The sequence below is a fragment of the Microbacterium plantarum genome (assembly GCF_035231185.1).
In the GTDB taxonomy this organism is placed as follows: Bacteria; Actinomycetota; Actinomycetes; order Actinomycetales; family Microbacteriaceae; genus Microbacterium; species Microbacterium plantarum.
This window is the reverse complement of sequence record NZ_CP141117.1, coordinates 132,924-150,502: the sequence shown is the minus strand read 5'-3', so window position 1 is coordinate 150,502 and position 17,579 is coordinate 132,924. Positions and strand designations below refer to the sequence as shown.

Here is a 17,579-nt window from a genome sequence, read left to right as displayed (position 1 = left end):
CTGCGGGTCTGCGGGGGTCAGTCTTCGGGCTCGGCGAGCAGGGCGTCGAGGCGATCGACGCGGGCACGCCAGAGGTCTTCGTAGCGGGCGAGCAGGGCCCGCGCGCGGGCGATCATGGCGGGGTCGGCGCGGACGAGGCGCTCGCGCCCCTCCGCCCGCTTGACGATGAGGCCGGCCGTCTCGAGGACGCCGACGTGCTTCTGCACCGCGGCGAACGACATGTCGTAGTCGGCCGCGAGCGCCGACACCGACTGCTCGTGCTCGATCGTGCGGCGGAGGATGTCGCGACGCGTCGCCGTAGCGAGCGCGTGGAAGAGACGGTCGATGTCGTCATCGCTCAGCTCGCTCCGCTCACTCGCCCGGGGATCGTTTCGTGCAACCATTTGGTTGTACGTTAGGGCTCGGGGTGGCGGGTGTCAACACCCGCGGCGGAACGAATTTCGGAGATCGGCGCGAAACTCGGACCGGGATGCCGCATCCGCCCGAATCTCGCGCGATTCTCCGAGATTCGGCCGGATGCGGGCGGCGTGAACAGCTACGGGCGCGGCTAGCGCGAAGCGCAGGCGACGCACATCGTCGCGTGGGGGCGGACCTCGAGGCGCTCGACCGGGATGTCGCGGCCGCAGCTCGCGCACACACCGTAGGCGTCTGCGGCGACGCGGGCGAGGGAGGCCTCGACCTCGGCGAGCTCTGCCCGCGCGGCTCGACGTAGAGCCTCAACCCGCTGCCACTCCCCCGACAGCGTCGACCCCTCGGGGTCGTGCTCGTCGTCGGCGGTGGCGTCGGCGCGATCATGACGAAGGCTGTCGTCGTCGGCATCCAGCCGGTCGAGCTGCACGGTGAGCTCACGCTTACGCTCGTGCAGTCGCGCTTCCGGGTCCATCCCGCGACCCTACGCCCGCAGGAGGTCGTCGTGGCGACGCGGCTCGCGCCCCCTGTCTCTCACGACGAGACCGGCCAGGAAGACGGTGACGGCGAGCGCATGGAGGGCGATGATCGACGGCCCGAAACTCGGCCCGACGAACACCGACTCTCCCGTGGGGGCCGTGTAGCGGCATCCGACGCCGAGGGGAAAGAGTTGCCAGGCGCCCTGGGCCGCGACGGATTCGGGCACCACGGATGAGTCGAACACGAGACGGTTGCCCGCAGCGTGCGCGCAGGCGCCGCTCGGCCCGTCATTGATGCCGGGGGGCATCGCTGCCAGCAGGGCTCCAGCCCACAGCACCGCAGCCACGAAGGCGAACAACAGTTTCAGCGCGCGGGTGCCCGTCCGGGACGTCATGCGGGAACCCTACCGATGGGCCCCGCGCGGTACGGGCCCGGCCCCTTCGGCCACACGAGTCGCTACGTCAAGCCGGTGACATGGTCGGCCGGATCGGCGCACGCTGGGAGTGGAAGGGAGAACGACATGACCGATCACCACGACAACGAGGCCGAGCACGCCGACGAGGGTGCCCAGCACGCCCCCGACGAGAACCCCTCGACGGAGGAGCTCGAAGAGCCCAGCGTCGCGAAGGAGCCGGGCGAAGAGCCCAAGGCTCCGGAGCAGAAGGACGAGGAGCCGAGCCACCACGCCGTCGGCATCGGGGTCATCGACGACGAGTCCTCGCCCCTCGCGCCCTGACCCCGCCCCTGATCCGGCCGGGAGGCCCGGGCTTGCGATACATCTGCAGGACCGGTGGTGCTGGTGTCGTGTTGGCGCACGTCGGAGGCGACACCAGCACCGGCCGTCCGACGGATGTATCGCCACCGGGCGCCGAGCCGGCGCCGAGCCGGCGCCGAACCGGCACCAGAACCGTGAGGGCGGCGTGAGGAGCGGGCGCGGGGCCGTATGGATTCCGTGAGGACAGCGGGCGCGGCATCGGGCGGGGTGTTGCATCGGATCTCGTGCTCGACCTCATCTATCTCGCGGCGATCCTCGCGCTCTTCGCCGTCGCCGGCCTCATCGCCCGGGGGGTCGAGAAGCTGTGATGGTCTTCTCGCTCCTCGCGGCGGTGCTGGCCGTCGCCGCCATCGTCTACCTCGTCGTCGCCCTCGTGCGGCCCGAACGGTTCTGACGTGGATGCCGCGCAGATCGGGTTCGCGTCGTTGCAGATCGCGACCCTCGTCCTCATCCTCGTCCTGCTGTACCGGCCGGTCGGCGACCACATCGCTCGCGTCTACACGTCGCCGCGCGACCTCGCCGTCGAACGGGGCGTCTACCGCCTGATCGGCGTCGATCCACGCGCCGAGCAGACCTGGCAGGCCTACGCCCGCGGCGTGCTGCTGTTCTCGCTCGTCGGCGTCGTGATCGTCTACGGACTGCAGCGCCTCCAGCCGATCCTGCCGTTCAGCCTCGGCCTGCCCGCACCGAGCGAGCATCTCGCGTTCAACACCGCCATCTCGTTCGTGGCCAACACGAACTGGCAGTCGTACTCCCCCGACACGACGCTCGGCTACACCGTGCAGTTCGCGGGTCTGGCCGTGCAGAACTTCGTCTCGGCCGCGGTCGGCATGGCCGTCGCCATCACCCTCGTCCGGGGCTTCGCGTATCGCCGCTCGGGGACGATCGGCAACTTCTGGGTCGACCTCGTGCGCGGGCTCGGCCGCATCCTCCTCCCGATGGCGATCGTCGCGGCCGTCGTGCTGCTCGCAGGCGGCGTGATCCAGAACTTCGCGGGCTTCACCGACGTGCAGACGATCGCCGGCGGGGCGCAGTCGATCCCCGGCGGACCGGTCGCCAGCCAGGAGGCCATCAAGCTGCTCGGCACGAACGGCGGCGGGTTCTTCAACGCGAACTCGGCCCATCCGTTCGAGAACCCGACGCCGTGGACGAACCTGTTCGAGATCCTGCTGCTGCTCGTCATCCCGTTCGCCATGCCGCGCGCCTTCGGCCGGATCGTCGGCGACGATCGCCAGGGCTACGCGATCGTCGCGGTCATGGGCGGAATCTTCCTCGCCTCGATCGCCCTCGGCTCGTGGGCCGAGGCGTCGGGCGGCGGCACGGCGACGCAGCTCGCCGGCGCCGCGATGGAGGGCAAGGAGACCCGGTTCGGCGTCGCCGCATCGGCACTGTTCGGCGGCGCTTCGACGCTCACCTCGACCGGCGCGGTCAACGCGATGCACGACAGCTTCACACCGCTCGGCGGCATGATGCCGATGCTCAACATGATGCTCGGCGAGATCGCTCCCGGCGGCGTCGGTTCAGGGCTGTACGGGATGCTGGTGCTCGCGATCCTCGCCGTTTTCGTCGGCGGCCTGCTGATCGGACGCACGCCCGAATACCTCGGCAAGAAGATCGGGCCGCGCGAGATCAAGCTCGCGAGCCTGTACATCCTCGTGACGCCGACGCTCGTGCTCGCGGGAACGGCGCTGAGCTTCGCGATCCCGGCCGTGCGCGCCGACGTCGAGGGCACCTCGATCTGGAACCCGGGCGTCCACGGCCTGAGCGAAGTCCTCTACGCGTTCACCTCCGCGGCGAACAACAACGGCTCGGCTTTCGCCGGCCTCACCGCCAACACCCCGTGGCTCAACACGGCGCTCGGCGTCGCGATGCTGCTCGGCCGGTTCATCCCGATCGTGCTCGTCCTCGCCCTCGCCGGATCGCTCGCCGCTCAAGACACCGTGCCGTCGAGCGCCGGCACCCTCCCGACGCACCGCCCGCAGTTCGTGGGCCTGCTCGCCGGCGTCGTCGTCATCATCACCGCGCTCACCTATTTCCCGGTCCTCACCTTGGGCCCCCTCGCCGAAGGACTCTCCTGATGTCTGCCCCTCTGACCGAAACCCGGCCCTCATCCGGCCCGTCGTCCGCGGACCCGGACGCCAGCCCGGCACCGCGCCGGCGCAGCGCGTTCAGCCTCGAGCAGGTCGGTGCCGCCCTCCCCGGCGCGGTCCGCAAGCTCAACCCTGCCGCCCAGTGGCGGAACCCCGTCATGTTCCTCGTCTGGGTCGGCGCGGCCCTGACGACGGCGATCGCGATCGCGGAGCCGTTCCTCGGCGGTCCCGAGACCTCGGGCGGCTCGGCGGTTCCGGCCGGGTTCACCTGGGGCATCGCGGTCTGGCTGTGGCTCACGGTCCTCTTCGCGAACGTGGCGGAGTCCGTCGCCGAGGGCCGCGGCAAGGCGCAGGCCCAGGCGCTGCGCAAGACCCGCACGACGACGACCGCGCGCCGGGTGGTCTCATACGACGAGCGGACGGATGCCGCGGCCCGCGGCTCCGCGACCGAGGAGGTGCCCTCGGCCGACCTGCGGCTCGGGGATGTCGTGCTCGTCGAGGCCGGTGAGCTCATCCCGGGCGACGGCGACATCGTCGACGGCATCGCGACGGTCGACGAGTCGGCCATCACGGGCGAGTCGGCTCCCGTCGTCCGCGAGTCCGGCGGCGACCGCAGCGCCGTCACGGGCGGCACCCGGGTGCTCTCCGACCGCATCGTCGTAAGGATCACGTCGAAGCCCGGCGAGACCTTCGTCGACCGGATGATCGCCCTCGTCGAGGGCGCTGCGCGTCAGCGGACGCCCAACGAGATCGCCCTCAACATCCTGCTCGCGAGCCTGTCGATCGTCTTCGTCGTGGTCGTGCTGGCGATGAACCCCATCGCGTCGTACAGCGCCTCGCCCGTCAGCATCCCGGTGCTCGTCGCGCTGCTCGTCTGCCTGATCCCGACCACGATCGGCGCGCTGCTGTCGGCCATCGGCATCGCGGGCATGGACCGTCTCGTGCAGCGGAACGTCCTGGCCATGTCGGGCCGCGCGGTCGAGGCGGCCGGCGACGTGACGACGCTGCTGCTCGACAAGACCGGCACGATCACCTACGGCAACCGCCGCGCGTCGGAGTTCGTCGCGATGACCGGCGTCGACGGCGCCGAGCTCGCCCGCGCGGCATCCCTCTCGTCGCTGTCGGACCCGACACCCGAGGGCACCTCGGTCGTCGAGCTCGCGGCCTCGCAGCACGTGGTGGGCGAGCTGCCGCGCGACGCCGTGGCGGTCGCCTTCACGGCGCAGACGCGCATGAGCGGGGTCGACCTGCCCGACGGCACACAGGTGCGCAAGGGCGCGTCGGGGTCGGTGCTCGCCTGGCTCGACGCATCGGCACGACCGGTCTCGGCCGAGGCCCGCGCCGAGCTGCTGCACCACGCCGACGCTATCGCGCAGTCCGGCGGCACGCCGCTCGCCGTCGCGACCCTCGACCCATCCGGTGCCGGGACGCTGCTCGGAAGCATCCACCTGAAGGATGTCGTCAAGGACGGGCTGCGCGAGCGCTTCGACGAGCTGCGCTCGATGGGCATCCGCACCGTCATGATCACCGGCGACAACCCGCTGACCGCTGCCGCGATCGCGAGAGAGGCGGGTGTCGACGACTTCCTCGCGGAGGCGACGCCCGAAGACAAGCTCGCCCTGATCCGCAAGGAGCAGGAGGGCGGTCACCTCGTCGCGATGACCGGCGACGGCACGAACGACGCACCCGCCCTCGCGCAGGCCGACGTCGGCGTGGCGATGAACACGGGCACGTCGGCGGCGAAGGAGGCCGGCAACATGGTCGACCTCGACTCGGACCCGACCAAGCTCATCGACATCGTCCGGATCGGAAAGCAGCTGCTCATCACGCGCGGCGCCCTCACGACGTTCTCGCTCGCGAACGACATCGCCAAGTACTTCGCGATCATCCCGGCGATGTTCATGGGTGTGTTCCCGGGGCTCGCGGCGCTCAACATCATGCAGCTGTCGTCACCGGCATCCGCCGTCACGAGCGCGATCGTCTTCAACGCGATCGTCATCATCGTGCTCATCCCGCTCGCGCTGCGCGGCGTGCGATACCGCGCCGCGAGCGCCTCGTCGATCCTGAGCCGGAATCTCGTCGTGTACGGGCTCGGCGGCGTCGTGGCCCCGTTCATCGGCATCAAGCTGATCGACCTCGTCGTCAGCCTCATCCCGGGCTTCTGAGCCCCCCTCCTGGAGACCTGTCATGTCCACCGCTCGCGCCTCGTTGCGCACCTCCGCCGTCGCCGTCCGCGCGATGATCGTCCTCACCCTCGTCCTCGGCGTCGGATACACCCTGCTGATCTCACTGGTCGGGCTCGCGCTGCCGTCGCAGGCGAACGGCTCGCTGCTGCGCGATGCGGAGGGCGAGGTCGTCGGCTCGTCGCTCATCGGCCAGTCCTTCACGGATGCCGACGGCGAAGCGCTGCCGCAGTACTTCCAGTCACGCCCCTCGGCGGCCGGCGACGGCTACGACGCGGCGGCGTCGAGCGGGTCGAACCTCGGCCCGAACAACGCCGACCTCGTGACCGCGATCGAGGAGCGCCGCACGGCGATCGCCGACCGCGAGAGCGTCGACGTCGCCGACGTGCCCGCGGATGCCGTCACCGCCTCGGGCTCGGGCCTCGACCCGCACATCTCGCCCGCCTACGCCGCGCTGCAGGTGGCCCGCGTGGCTGCCGAGCGCGGGCTGCCCGAGGCGGAGGTGCGCGATCTCGTCGCCGCGCACACGGCCGGCCGCGACCTCGGGTTCCTCGGCGAGCCGCGGGTGAACGTCGTCGAGCTCAATGCCGCCCTGGACGGCCTCGCGCGGTGAGCTCTCCCGGGCGCGGGGAGAACTAGGGTGATGCCGTGAAGCGGGGACGGCTGCGGGTGCTGCTGGGTGCGGCGCCGGGCGTGGGCAAGACCTACGAGATGCTCGAGGAAGGACGCCGGCTTCAGGATGCCGGGATCGACGTCGTCGTCGCGATCGTCGAGACCCACGGCCGCGCCGCGACCGCCGCGATGACCGCGGGCCTGCCGATCGTTCCGCGCCGCCGCCTCGAGCACCGCGGCGTCACGCTCGACGAGATGGACCTCGAGGCCGTGCTCGCCCGAGCCCCGCGCGTCGCCCTCGTCGACGAACTCGCCCACACCAACGTCGGTGGGTCGCGCAACGAGAAGCGCTGGCAGGACGTCGAGGAGCTCCGGGATGCCGGCATCGACGTCATCACGACCGTCAACGTCCAGCACATCGAGTCGCTCGGCGACGTCGTCGAGCAGATCACCGGCGTCGCGCAGCGCGAGACGGTGCCGGATGCCGTCGTGCGCTCGGCCGACCCGATCGAGCTGGTCGACCTCGCTCCGCCGTCGCTCCGCGACCGCCTCGCTGCCGGCCTCGTCTACCCCGCCGAGCGCATCGACGCCGCCCTGTCGAACTACTTCCGGCTCGGCAACCTGACGGCGCTCCGCGAACTGGCACTTCTCTGGCTCGCGGACGAGGTCGACAGCGCCCTGCAGGACTATCGCGCCGAGCACGGCATCCGGGGCACGTGGCAGGCTCGCGAGCGCGTCGTGGTCGCGCTGACCGGCGGGCCCGAGGGCGAGACGCTCATCCGGCGCGGGGCCCGCATCGTCGACCGTTCGGCCGGCGGCGAGCTGCTGGCCGTCCACGTGTCGGGCCAGGACGGGCTGCGCACCGCCGACCCGGCGGCCCTCGCTGCTCAACGGGCTCTCGTCGAATCGCTCGGCGGCAGCTACCACCAGGTCGTCGGTGACGACATCCCCGCCGCCCTCGTCGAGTTCGCGCGGTCGGTCAACGCGTCGCAGCTCGTCGTCGGTGTCAGCCGTCGCGGCCGGCTCGCTGCGGCCCTCAGCGGTCCGGGCATCGGCGCCACCGTCATCCGCGAGTCGGGCGATATCGACGTGCACGTCGTGACGCACGCCGCCGCCGGCGGCCGCTTCACCCTGCCCCGTGTCGCCGGCGGCGCTCTCAGCGTGCGGCGCCGGATCCTCGGTTTCGTCGTCGCGCTGACCGGCGGTCCGCTGCTCACGTGGCTGCTCGTCGCGCTGCGGAGCCCCGAGTCGATCACGAGCGATGTGCTCGCGTACCAGCTGCTCGTCGTCGTGGTCGCGCTCGTCGGCGGACTGTGGCCCGCCGTCTTCGCAGCGGTGATGTCGGGGGTGACGCTCGACTTCTTCTTCGTGGCTCCGCTGTACACCGTGACGGTCTCCGATCCGCTGCACGCGTGGGCGCTGATCCTGTACGTCGTCATCGCGCTCCTCGTGAGCGTCATCGTCGACCGCGCGGCCCGGGGCACGCGCGCGGCCCGGCGGGCGGCGGCCGAGGCCGAGCTGCTCGCGGCGGTCGCGGGCAGCGTGCTGCGGGGCGACGGCTCGATTCCGGCCCTCGTCGCGCGGGCGCGCGAGGCCTTCGGGATGTCGGGTGCGCGCTTGGTCGCGTCGGACGGGACCGTGATCGCCGCCGACGGCGAGCCCGTGCGCGACGACCGCCACCTGCGCGTCGACGTCGGACGCGAGGCCGTGCTCGAGCTCCACGGCAGCGAGTCGGAGCAGCTCGACGGCTCGGAACGCCGGCTGCTGGATGTCGTCGTCGCGCAGCTCGCCGCCGCGCTCGAGCAGGCCGACCTGCAGCGGGCGGCGAGCTCGGCGTCGGTGCTCGCCGAGACCGACCGGGTACGCAGCGCCCTCCTCTCGGCGGCGAGCCATGACCTGCGGCGCCCTCTGGCCGCTGCCGTCGCGGCACTCGGGGGGCTCCGCGCGGCCGGCCCCGCGCTCGACGACGCCGACCGCGACGAGCTGCTCGCGACCGCCGACGAGAGCCTCGGCACGCTGACCTCGCTCGTGACCGACCTGCTCGATGTGAGCCGCATCGAGGCCGGCGCTCTCGCCGTCGCCCTGCGACCGGTCGACACGGCCGATGCCGTGCTCGCCGCGGTCGACGAGCTCGGTCTCGGGCCCGCTGCGGTGGAGCTGGCGCTGGACGAGGCGATCGAGCCGGTGCTCGCCGATGCGGTGCTGTTGCAGCGGGTGCTGGTCAACGTGCTCGCCAACGCCCACCGCCATTCGCCGCCCGGAACGCCGGTGCGCATCAGCACGAGCTCGCTGGGCGGGCGGGCGCAGGTCCGCGTGATCGACCACGGACCCGGCATCCCGCCCGAACGCCACGGCGACGTGTTCGCGCCCTTCCAGCGGCTGGGCGACACCGACAACACGACCGGGCTCGGATTGGGGCTCGCGCTGTCGAAGGGCTTCACCGAGGGGATGCGGGGTCAGCTCGTCCCCGAGCAGACCCCCGGCGGCGGCCTCACCATGGTGATCGAGCTGCCCCTGGCATCGTCGGCGGCGCAAGAGGGCAGGATCGAGGGGTGAAGGTCCTCCTCGCCGACGACGACCCGCAGCTCGTGCGGGCGCTGCGCATCACGCTCGCGGCCCACGGCTACGACGTCGTCGCGGCCGGTGACGGAGCCGCCGCGATCGCCGCGGCTGCCTCGGAGCACCCCGACGTCGTCGTCCTCGATCTGGGGATGCCGCGCCTCGACGGCGTCGCCGTGATCGAGGCCGTGCGGGGATGGAGCGCCGTGCCGATCATCGTCGTGTCGGGCCGCACGGGGTCGGCCGATAAGGTTTCGGCGCTCGACGCCGGGGCTGACGACTACGTCACCAAGCCCTTCCAGATCGACGAGCTGCTCGCGAGACTGCGCGCGCTCACCCGGCGGGCCGGCGGCGCGGCATCCGTCGCCCTCGTGCGGTTCGCCGACGTCGAGATCGACCGGGCAGCCAAGACCGTCACGCGCGGCGGCGAGCGCGTGCACCTCACGCCGACCGAGTGGCGGATGCTCGACTTTCTCGCGCGGACCCCCGGGGCGCTCGTGACCCGGCAGGACCTGCTGAAGGAACTGTGGGGCACCGAGCAGGTCAACGACACCGGGTACCTGCGGCTCTACGTCTCGCAGCTGCGGAAGAAGCTCGAGGCCGATCCCGCGCATCCCGAGCACCTGCTGACGGAGTCGGGCATGGGCTACCGGCTCGTCGTCGACTGACCGTCGCTCGGTACGATCGGGCCGTGCCCCTCGACATCCGCCCGCCGCGGCCTGACGAGCTGGCCCTCCTCGAGGGCATCGAGAACGACGCCGACGCGCTGCTGCGCGATCTGCTCGATCCGCCCACCTGGTGGCCGGCCCCACCCGGGTCTTCTCGCGCCGCGGAGCCCGGCTTCCTGCTCGTCGCCGACGTCGGTGACGGGGTGGTCGCGGGGTTCGTCCATGTGCTCGAGCTCGACGGCCACGCTCACCTCGAACAGCTGTCGGTGTCGCCCGAGCACGGTCGCCGCGGGTACGGCCGCACGCTCGTCGAGGCGGCGATGGCGCACGCCCGCGACCGCGGCCACGACCGGATGTCGCTCCGCACCTTCGCCGAGGTGCCCTGGAACGCCCCGTTCTACGAGCGCCTCGGCTTCGCGGTGACCGACCCGCGTTCGGAGTTCGAGCTCATGCTCGTCGAGACGGAGGAGCGCATCGGCCTCGACGCCCTTGGCCCGCGCGTGCAGATGACCGCGAAGCTGTAGGTCGCGTCTGTATGAGACTGGGACCCATGGCAGGTTTCCATCACGTCGAGCTCTGGGTCAGCGACATCGAGAGCGCACGCTCCGACTGGGGCTGGCTGCTTCGGCGGGTCGGCTTCGACCTCGAGAGCACGTGGCCGCAGGGCGAGTCGTGGGCGGCGGGCGGGGCCTACCTGACGCTCACCACCTCACCGAACACGGTCGGCGCCGAGCACGACCGTCGGCGGCCGGGCCTGAATCATCTGGCCTTCCACGGCGGCTCCGCCGCCGAGGTCGATGCGATCATGGCCGACGCCCCGGCCGCGGGCTGGATGCCGCTGTACCAGGAGCGCTACCCGCACGCCGGCGGCCCGCAGCACTACGCCGGCTGGCTCGAGAATGCGGCGGGCTTCAAGGTCGAGGTGGTCGCAACGGGGACCAGCTTCGTCGCGGAGATGAACCAGCACGCAGGCATCTCCTCGTCGCTGTGACCACGCCAGCCTGATCGGGGCTGCCCGGCGAGCACTGCCCGAGGGATGCCGCCGTGTCAAGCCACTGGGGAACCGCTTCTCGCTTCTTCTAGCTTCGGCCTCACAGGACGGCATCCATCAGGTCCTGCGGGTTCGAGGCCTGGAGGACGACATAAGCAGTACCGCTCGCGCGCGACCGACGACGGTCGGCGCCACACGGCCGGGGCGCATCCGGCAGAAGTACAACAAGCGCGAAGCGCTCGCGGGCTACCTCTTCCTGACGCCGTGGATCATCGGCTTCCTCGTCTTCACCGTCGGGGCGATGATCTACAGCCTGTACATCTCGTTCAGCAGCTACAACCTCGCCACGAACTCGTCACGCCCCATCGGCTTCGACAACTACGCCCGGCTGTTCGAAGACCCCCGCGTTGCCGTATCCCTGGCCAACACGCTGTTCTACGCCGTCATGGCCGTGCCGCTCGAGATCATGTTCGCGCTCGTGCTCGCGCTGCTGCTGAACCGGATGGGTCGCGGCGCGGGGATCTTCCGCACGCTCTACTACCTGCCGAAGATGACGCCGGCCGTCGCGACGGCCGCGGTCTTCTTCCTCCTGCTCAACGGCAACTCCGGCGCGATCAACCAGGGGCTCGCCGCCATCGGCATCCAGGGTCCCCAATGGCTCGTCGACCCGGCGTGGGTGAAACCCAGCATCGTGATCATGGCGCTGTGGACCGTCAGCGGCACGATGGTGATCTTCCTCGCCGCGCTGAAGAACGTCCCCGTCGAGTTGTACGAGGTGGCATCCCTCGACGGCGCCGGCCCGGTGCGGAAGTTCTTCTCCATCACGCTGCCGATGATCTCGGGCGCGATGTTCTTCAACGTCATCGTGCTGTCGATCGCAGCCTTCCAGGTCTTCGACCAGGCGTATCTGCTCTTCTGGCGGGATCAGAGCAACGCGTCGCCCGAGGCGTCGCTGTTCTACGCCATCTATCTGTTCCAGCAGGCGTTCCGGCAGTTCAACTTCGGGTTCGCGGCGGCCATGGCCTGGCTGCTGTTCGTCATCATCATGGCCGTCACGGTCATCCAGGTGAAGTTCGGCAACCGCTTCGTCTACTACGAGGGCGACCGCTGATGGCGACGAAGTTCCGCACCCCGAAGACCGTCGCCGGCCGCGTCACGCTCGCCGCGATCTCGACCGGCCTCGCCCTGCTGTTCCTGTACCCGTTCGCGTGGCTGCTCGCGGCGAGCTTCAAGCCCCGCGGCGAAGTGTTCGACAACCGCCTCATCCCGCAGACCTTCGTGCCCGAGAACTACGCCGAGGTGTGGAACCAGCTGCCGCTGCTCAGCTGGATGTTCAACAGCGTCGCGATCGCACTGCTGGCGGCGACGGCGGTGTCGATCTCGAGCTCGATCGTCGCGTTCGGGTTCGCCTACTTCTCCTTCCCCGGACGCAAGCTCCTGTTCGGACTGGTGCTCGCCACGATGATGCTCCCCGGCGCCGTGACGATGATCCCGGTCTACCTGATCTGGAAAGAGACGGGCCTGCTCGGCACCTGGGTCCCGCTATGGGGCGCGAACCTTTTCGGGTCGGCGTTCTACATCTTCCTGCAGCGCCAGTTCTTCCTCGGCCTGCCGCGCGAGCTCTTCGAGGCGGCGCGCATCGACGGCGCCAGCTACTGGGGGCTCTTCTGGCGCATCGCGATGCCGTTGTCGGTGCCCTCGTTCGTGATCGTGTTCCTGTTCGAGTTCCAGGCGAGCTGGAACAACCTGCAGTCCGCGCTCATCTACCTCAACGCCGGCTCGGTCGACGAGTTCACCGCACCGCTCGGCATCGCCTACGCGATGACCAAGTACAGCCCTACCGCCGGCGGCCAGGGCGACTACCAGTACGTGATGGTGGCCTCGCTCATCGTCACGCTGCCCATGCTCATCCTCTTCGCCTTCGGGCAGCGCTACTTCATCGAAGGCGTCGCCACCCAGGGCCGCAAGGGATGATCCGCGTGCTCGCGCGGGACCACGACAGGAGGAATCACATGCGCAATCGACTGATCGGAACGACCGCGGTGGCCGCGGCATCCGTCATCGTGCTGGCGGGATGCAGCAACGACGCCGGCACCGCGGAAGACGTCGACTTCTCGGCGACGCCCACCGGAACCCTCGCGGCGTGGGGCTTCGAGAACGCCGACGACGTCGGCACCGCGCGACTCGACTACGCGGCGGAGCAGCTGTCGGATGTCGAGGTGCAGCTGGATGCCACGGCCTTCGACTCGCAGAAGTTCACGACCCGCATCGCGAGCGGCGACGTGCCCGACGTCGTGCAGATGGATCGCCGCTACGTCACGCAGTACGCGGCACAGGGCCTCATCATGCCCCTCGACAGCTGCTTCGAGGCACAGGACGTCGACGCGGACGACCGGTGGTACGAGTCGGTCGTCGACGACGTGCGCTACGAGGATCAGGTGTGGGGTGCGCCGCAGTTCTACCAGCCACCGGCCATCATCCTGAACAAGCGGGTGATGGACGCCGCGGGCGTGACGGCGGACGAGATCGACACCTCGCAGCCCGACGTCCTGCTGGCCGCCATCGAGAAGATGTACCAGGAATCCGGCGGAGTTCCGACGCGGCTGGGCCTCGACCCCGTGTCGACCGGTCAGTCCGCGCTGTGGATCCTCGGTGCGGGCGGCCAGCTCACCGATGACGACGGCGTGCCGACCCTCGACGACCCGAGCAACCTCGCGGGCATGGAGCTGCTGCAGCGGATCAACGACGCGCAGGGCGGATTCGCGCAGGTGAAGAGCTTCACCGACGCGTTCGACACGTTCGGCGATGCGAACCAGTACGTCACCGATCAGGTCGGTGCGCAGGTCAACGCGCAGTGGTACCCGAACGTCCTCTCGCCCTACCTCGAGCAGATCGACATCGAGGCGGTGCCGTTCCGCGACAGCGACGGTGAGCCGTTCTCGGTGTCCGGCGGCCAGGCTTTCGTCATCCCGGCCGGAGCGAAGAACCCCGGCGCGGCCTGCGCGTGGGTCTCGGCTCTGACGAGCGGCGAGGCGTGGAACGCGGCGGGCGAAGCACGCGCTGCGACGCGTGCCGCCGACGGCGGCGCCAACACCGGCCTGTTCACGGGATCGCCGCAGCCCGACCAGGAGATCCGCGAGAAGTGGGTCACGCCGTCGGGCAACGAGGGTTTCGACCAGGTCGTCGCGACCTACTACGACGTGGTCGATTACGGCACCTCGTTCGGGTCCTCCCCCGCCGGGCAGGACATCCAGAACGAGCTGAACAACGCGGTGACGGCGGCCCTCCTCGGCGACAAGACCGCCGAGGAAGCGCTCGCGGACGCACAGGATGCCGCCATGCGGGCCTACGAGAACGCCGTAGCGTCGCGCTGACGGTGCGGTACCTGGTCACCACCCGCCGATAATGGGCAGGTGGAGCCGTGGGAGATGCACGCCTGGTACGCCGATTACCTGGAAGCCTGCAACCGCCACGACCTCGACGCCATTCGCTCGTTCATCGACCCGAACGTCCGGCGAGCGCACCTGCCGGGCGGAGCCGACGCCTGGATGACCGACGTCGTCGAGGTGCTCGATGCCTTTCCCGATTGGCAGGTGCGCCGCATCCAGCTCGTCGTGGAGGACGACCGCATCGCCGCGCATGTGCGCGCCAGCGGCACGCACACCGGCCCGTTCCGCGGTATCCGGCCCACCCGACGTCACGTCAATGTCGCGGAGTTCGAATTCCTGCGGCTGACGGGAGGGCGAATCACCGATTTCGCCGGCACCACCGACCACGCCGCCCTGCTGGCCCAGCTGCGCGACTGACCCGAGAGGAATCGCATGACCGACATCGACTGGTCCGCGGGCTCGTGGACGAACGAGCCCGCCGAGACGGCGCTCGACGGCGACGACCTGTTCGTGACGGCACGCGAGGGGAGCGATGCCTGGCGCGTGACGTCGTATGGGTTCGTCCACGACGACGAACACGCTCTGCTCGCCCCGATGCAGCCCGACACCGCCGTCGAAGTAGCGTTCGTCCTCGACTTCGCCGCGCAGTTCGATCAGGCAGGCGTCTTCCTGCGCGTCGACGACGAGACGTGGATCAAGGCCGGGATCGAGCACAGCGACGGCGCCGACAGTCTGGGCGCGGTGGTGACCCGCGGGATGTCGGACTGGTCGCTCTCGCCCGTAGCCGACTGGGCTGGTCGCGTCGTCACCGTGCGCGCGAGCAGGTCGGGCGACGCCGTCACGATCAGGGCCCGCGTCGACGAGGAGGACTGGCGGCTCGTCCGGGTGGCGCCGCTCGATCCTCGGGCGGAGGTCGCGGCCGGGCCGTTCTGCTGCGCGCCGACGCGCGCCGGTCTCACGGTTCGATTCGTGTCGTGGCGGAGCGTACCCGCCGACGCGTCGCTGCATCCCGACCACTGAAGCGCCGACGCGCCCACCGGTCGACGCCCGCCGCCGCCCACACCGCGGCCAACCCTCCGACGACGACGATGCCCTGCATCGCCAGCGCGTAGCCGCCGCTCGTGACGTTCGCCTCGACCAGCCGCGGACCGACGATGGGCGGCACGAGCGCGATGACGACGACGACCCACGACAGCGGATGCCGCCCCCGCGCGATCACCCAGCCGCCCACCCCGGCGAGCAGCGCGATGAACCCCTGGTTGAGCACGACCTCCCACAGCGGGTCGAGGGGTGCGAGGTGGCCCGCACCGCGCAGCAACCCGAAGGTGGCCCACAGGAACAGCGCGACGCACGCGACGGTCACGCCGCCCACGCGACGCATGGCCGAGGTGGGCAGCACGGCGAGCGCGGCGACGAGGGTCGCGACCACGAGCACGAACTGGAGCGTGTCGACGTACGGCATGTCGTTGGTGATGGTGCCGGCGTACATCTCGGCCTGCACGATCGCGGAGAAGTCGGAAGCGACGGCGAGGTAGGTCGCGAACATCGCCGCGACGATCGCGGCACCGTACCGGGCTCCTCGATCGAAACGCAGGCCGTCATCCATGGTGTGAGAGTAGCCTGATCGCCGAGGACCGAGGGAGGGGACCCATGGCCGACGCGGATCGCGATGAGACCGACGCCTCCTGGGCCAGCCGACGCCCGTCGCGCCGCGACTTCCTCCGCCGCGCGGGCCTGGGAGCCGCGGGCCTGGCGATCGGGGGCTCGGCCGGTGCCGCGGTGACGGCGGCGATGACCGCGCACCCGCCCGAGTTCGCGCCCCTCGCGGCGCGCAGCGTTGCCGGGTTCGACCACGTCGTGGTGCTCATGTTCGAGAACCGCAGCTTCGACAACCTGCTCGGCCACCTCTACACGGCCGATGAGAAGAGCGCGGCCGAGTTCGACGGCATCCTGCAGGGCGACTACGCCAACACCGCACCCGACGGCACGGCCGTGCCCGCGCACGTATACACGGGCGCGACCGACCACATCATGCAGCAGCCGCAGCCCGACCCCGGCGAGACCTACCCCCACGTCAACACACAGCTGTTCGGGACGATCGACCCGCCCGCCAACGCCGACATCGCCCGCAGCGGACTGCAGCCGCCGTACAACGCTCCCGCCGCGGGGAGCGCGCCGCGCAACGACGGGTTCGTGCACGACTACATCGTCAACTACCGACTGGCGAAGAAACGCGAGCCCACCGCCGACGAGTACACGACGGCGATGGGCGGCTTCGCGCCCGAGATGCTGCCGGTGATCTCGACGCTCGCCCGCGAGTTCGCGGTCTACGACCGCTGGTTCGCCGGGGTGCCGTCGCAGACGTTCTGCAACCGCAGCTTCTTCCACGCCTCGACCTCGCACGGCTACGTCGTCAACCACACCGGCGACAACTACGACAAGTGGATCGACGCGCCCGCGGCGCCGACGATCTTCAACCGCCTCGAAGACGCCGGCCTGTCGTGGCGCGTCTACTACGACGCGACGCAGCTCGTCTCGCTCACCGGCATGCTCCACGCGCCCGTGCTCGAGCGCTATTGGAAGACGAACTTCCGCGTCATGGAGCAGTTCTACGAGGATGCCGCGAACGGCGAGCTGCCCGACTACGCGTTCATCGAGCCGCGGATGGTCTTCAACCACAACGACATGCACCCGCCATGGGGCGCGACCCGCGAGGGCGAGCTCGAGCTGCCCGACGGCAGCCGCATCCGCATCGCCAACAGCGCCGACAGCGATGTCCGCGCCGGCGACAAGCTCGCGCAGGACGTCTACGACGCGATCCGCACGAGTGCGTCGACCTCCGGCTCGAACGCCATGAACACCGCGCTCGTCATCACCTTCGACGAGCACGGCGGCACCTTCGATCACGTCGCCCCGCCGACGGCAGCGCCGCCCGACGCGAGCGGGCCCGGTGAGATGGGCTTCACGTTCGATCGCCTCGGTCTGCGGGTGCCGGCCATCGTGGTGAGCGCGTACACCGCCGCGGGAACAGTGATCCACGACGAGATGCACCACGGCTCGGTGACCAACACCCTGTGCCGACTGCACGGGCTGCGGCCGCTCAACGTCCGCGACGAGACCGCCAACCCGATCTTCAACGCGGTCAACCTCACGACGCCGCGCCAGCCCTACACCTGGCCGCAGCCGCAGTCGCTGTATGTGCCGCCGAACCCCGAGAAGGGGACGACGAAGGCCGCGGACGAGAAGCACCACAAGCGCCCGCTCACCCCACCGGCGCGCGGACTGCTCGGGCTCCTGGCCGCCCGATTCGACCCCGGCAGCACGTTGCCATCCACATACGGCGAGGCCTACGACGCCCTGGTCGAGCACGGCACCGGCCTCTTCGGCGCGTACAACCCCTGACCCCCCAACTAGACTGATCGCG

19 protein-coding genes are annotated in these 17,579 nt (G+C 70.4%); 15 read left to right on the top strand and 4 right to left on the bottom strand.

Going from position 1 to position 17,579, the window contains the following annotated elements; all coding sequences use genetic code 11:
- Window positions 1-17 precede the first annotated feature (17 nt).
- The 3 genes from VC184_RS00775 to VC184_RS00765 form a co-directional block, all read right to left on the bottom strand.
- Window positions 18-383, bottom strand: coding sequence for an ArsR/SmtB family transcription factor (locus VC184_RS00775; protein ID WP_112615751.1), 366 nt, complete (start codon window positions 381-383; stop codon window positions 18-20).
- A 164-nt stretch (window positions 384-547) separates the two neighbouring features.
- The gene (locus VC184_RS00770; RefSeq protein WP_323986992.1) at window positions 548-883 is read right to left on the bottom strand and encodes a TraR/DksA family transcriptional regulator; all 336 of its coding nucleotides are present in this window, start codon (window positions 881-883) and stop codon (window positions 548-550) included.
- 9 nt (window positions 884-892) lie between these two features.
- Complete coding sequence (locus VC184_RS00765; RefSeq protein ID WP_323986990.1) at window positions 893-1,282, bottom strand: hypothetical protein; 390 nt, start codon at window positions 1,280-1,282, stop codon at window positions 893-895.
- A gap of 126 nt (window positions 1,283-1,408) precedes the next feature.
- Here VC184_RS00765 and VC184_RS00760 point away from each other — a divergent pair, with 126 nt between their 5' ends.
- The 14 genes from VC184_RS00760 to VC184_RS00695 all read left to right on the top strand — a co-directional run bounded on the left by VC184_RS00760 (window position 1,409) and on the right by VC184_RS00695 (window position 15,175).
- The gene (locus VC184_RS00760) at window positions 1,409-1,624 is read left to right on the top strand and encodes a hypothetical protein (protein ID WP_023953215.1); all 216 of its coding nucleotides are present in this window, start codon (window positions 1,409-1,411) and stop codon (window positions 1,622-1,624) included.
- A gap of 346 nt (window positions 1,625-1,970) precedes the next feature.
- Window positions 1,971-2,057 (top strand): K(+)-transporting ATPase subunit F, encoded by an 87-nt coding sequence (kdpF, locus tag VC184_RS00755; RefSeq protein WP_064955215.1) that lies wholly within the window; start codon window positions 1,971-1,973, stop codon window positions 2,055-2,057.
- Window position 2,058: 1 nt separating this feature from the next.
- A complete protein-coding gene (kdpA, locus tag VC184_RS00750) occupies window positions 2,059-3,741 on the top strand; it encodes a potassium-transporting ATPase subunit KdpA (RefSeq protein ID WP_323986988.1) in 1,683 nt (560 codons plus the stop codon).
- Window positions 3,741-5,918: a potassium-transporting ATPase subunit KdpB gene (gene kdpB / locus VC184_RS00745; protein WP_323986987.1), complete on the top strand. Its 2,178-nt coding sequence runs from the start codon at window positions 3,741-3,743 to the stop codon at window positions 5,916-5,918. The genes kdpA and kdpB overlap by 1 nt, the downstream gene beginning before the upstream one ends.
- Before the next feature lie 22 nt (window positions 5,919-5,940).
- Window positions 5,941-6,549 (top strand): potassium-transporting ATPase subunit KdpC, encoded by a 609-nt coding sequence (gene kdpC / locus VC184_RS00740; protein ID WP_282501817.1) that lies wholly within the window; start codon window positions 5,941-5,943, stop codon window positions 6,547-6,549.
- A gap of 35 nt (window positions 6,550-6,584) precedes the next feature.
- Window positions 6,585-9,104 carry a sensor histidine kinase gene (locus VC184_RS00735; protein ID WP_323986986.1) on the top strand — a complete coding sequence of 840 codons (2,520 nt, stop codon included), beginning with the start codon at window positions 6,585-6,587 and terminating at the stop codon, window positions 9,102-9,104.
- Window positions 9,101-9,775, top strand: a complete 675-nt coding sequence (locus VC184_RS00730; RefSeq protein ID WP_323986984.1) for a response regulator — start codon at window positions 9,101-9,103, stop codon at window positions 9,773-9,775. The genes VC184_RS00735 and VC184_RS00730 overlap by 4 nt, the downstream gene beginning before the upstream one ends.
- Window positions 9,776-9,798: 23 nt before the next feature.
- Window positions 9,799-10,299: a GNAT family N-acetyltransferase gene (locus tag VC184_RS00725; RefSeq protein ID WP_323986983.1), complete on the top strand. Its 501-nt coding sequence runs from the start codon at window positions 9,799-9,801 to the stop codon at window positions 10,297-10,299.
- 26 nt (window positions 10,300-10,325) lie between these two features.
- On the top strand, window positions 10,326-10,766 hold the full coding sequence (locus VC184_RS00720) for a VOC family protein (protein ID WP_114588904.1): 441 nt from the start codon (window positions 10,326-10,328) through the stop codon (window positions 10,764-10,766).
- A gap of 208 nt (window positions 10,767-10,974) precedes the next feature.
- Window positions 10,975-11,877, top strand: coding sequence for a carbohydrate ABC transporter permease (locus VC184_RS00715; protein ID WP_378718933.1), 903 nt, complete (start codon window positions 10,975-10,977; stop codon window positions 11,875-11,877).
- Window positions 11,877-12,740, top strand: coding sequence for a carbohydrate ABC transporter permease (locus tag VC184_RS00710; RefSeq protein ID WP_323986981.1), 864 nt, complete (start codon window positions 11,877-11,879; stop codon window positions 12,738-12,740). The genes VC184_RS00715 and VC184_RS00710 overlap by 1 nt, the downstream gene beginning before the upstream one ends.
- 38 nt (window positions 12,741-12,778) lie before the next feature.
- Complete coding sequence (locus VC184_RS00705; RefSeq protein ID WP_274178080.1) at window positions 12,779-14,140, top strand: ABC transporter substrate-binding protein; 1,362 nt, start codon at window positions 12,779-12,781, stop codon at window positions 14,138-14,140.
- Window positions 14,141-14,179: 39 nt separating this feature from the next.
- On the top strand, window positions 14,180-14,572 hold the full coding sequence (locus tag VC184_RS00700) for an ester cyclase (RefSeq protein WP_114588899.1): 393 nt from the start codon (window positions 14,180-14,182) through the stop codon (window positions 14,570-14,572).
- A gap of 15 nt (window positions 14,573-14,587) precedes the next feature.
- Window positions 14,588-15,175, top strand: coding sequence for a DUF1349 domain-containing protein (locus tag VC184_RS00695; protein WP_282501812.1), 588 nt, complete (start codon window positions 14,588-14,590; stop codon window positions 15,173-15,175).
- On the opposite strand, the gene VC184_RS00690 is transcribed toward VC184_RS00695, so the two are convergent.
- A complete protein-coding gene (locus VC184_RS00690; protein ID WP_323986979.1) occupies window positions 15,111-15,761 on the bottom strand; it encodes a hypothetical protein in 651 nt (216 codons plus the stop codon). The two genes, VC184_RS00695 and VC184_RS00690, sit on opposite strands and share 65 nt — an antisense overlap.
- A 44-nt stretch (window positions 15,762-15,805) precedes the next feature.
- Here VC184_RS00690 and VC184_RS00685 point away from each other — a divergent pair, with 44 nt between their 5' ends.
- Window positions 15,806-17,557: an alkaline phosphatase family protein gene (locus VC184_RS00685; protein WP_323986978.1), complete on the top strand. Its 1,752-nt coding sequence runs from the start codon at window positions 15,806-15,808 to the stop codon at window positions 17,555-17,557.
- Window positions 17,558-17,579 lie beyond the last annotated feature (22 nt).

Excerpts from the sequence above, each read along its gene's own strand:
- VC184_RS00705 (WP_274178080.1), top strand. The coding sequence starts at position 12,779 with ATGCGCAATCGACTGATCGGAACGACCGCGGTGGCCGCGGCATCCGTC.
- VC184_RS00720 (WP_114588904.1), top strand. The coding sequence starts at position 10,326 with ATGGCAGGTTTCCATCACGTCGAGCTCTGGGTCAGCGACATCGAGAGC.
- kdpF (WP_064955215.1), top strand. The coding sequence starts at position 1,971 with ATGGTCTTCTCGCTCCTCGCGGCGGTGCTGGCCGTCGCCGCCATCGTC.
- VC184_RS00690 (WP_323986979.1), bottom strand. The coding sequence starts at position 15,761 with ATGGATGACGGCCTGCGTTTCGATCGAGGAGCCCGGTACGGTGCCGCG.
- VC184_RS00760 (WP_023953215.1), top strand. The coding sequence starts at position 1,409 with ATGACCGATCACCACGACAACGAGGCCGAGCACGCCGACGAGGGTGCC.
- VC184_RS00695 (WP_282501812.1), top strand. The coding sequence starts at position 14,588 with ATGACCGACATCGACTGGTCCGCGGGCTCGTGGACGAACGAGCCCGCC.
- VC184_RS00775 (WP_112615751.1), bottom strand. The coding sequence starts at position 383 with ATGGTTGCACGAAACGATCCCCGGGCGAGTGAGCGGAGCGAGCTGAGC.
- kdpC (WP_282501817.1), top strand. The coding sequence starts at position 5,941 with ATGTCCACCGCTCGCGCCTCGTTGCGCACCTCCGCCGTCGCCGTCCGC.
- VC184_RS00685 (WP_323986978.1), top strand. The coding sequence starts at position 15,806 with ATGGCCGACGCGGATCGCGATGAGACCGACGCCTCCTGGGCCAGCCGA.
- kdpB (WP_323986987.1), top strand. The coding sequence starts at position 3,741 with ATGTCTGCCCCTCTGACCGAAACCCGGCCCTCATCCGGCCCGTCGTCC.
- VC184_RS00770 (WP_323986992.1), bottom strand. The coding sequence starts at position 883 with ATGGACCCGGAAGCGCGACTGCACGAGCGTAAGCGTGAGCTCACCGTG.
- VC184_RS00765 (WP_323986990.1), bottom strand. The coding sequence starts at position 1,282 with ATGACGTCCCGGACGGGCACCCGCGCGCTGAAACTGTTGTTCGCCTTC.
- VC184_RS00710 (WP_323986981.1), top strand. The coding sequence starts at position 11,877 with ATGGCGACGAAGTTCCGCACCCCGAAGACCGTCGCCGGCCGCGTCACG.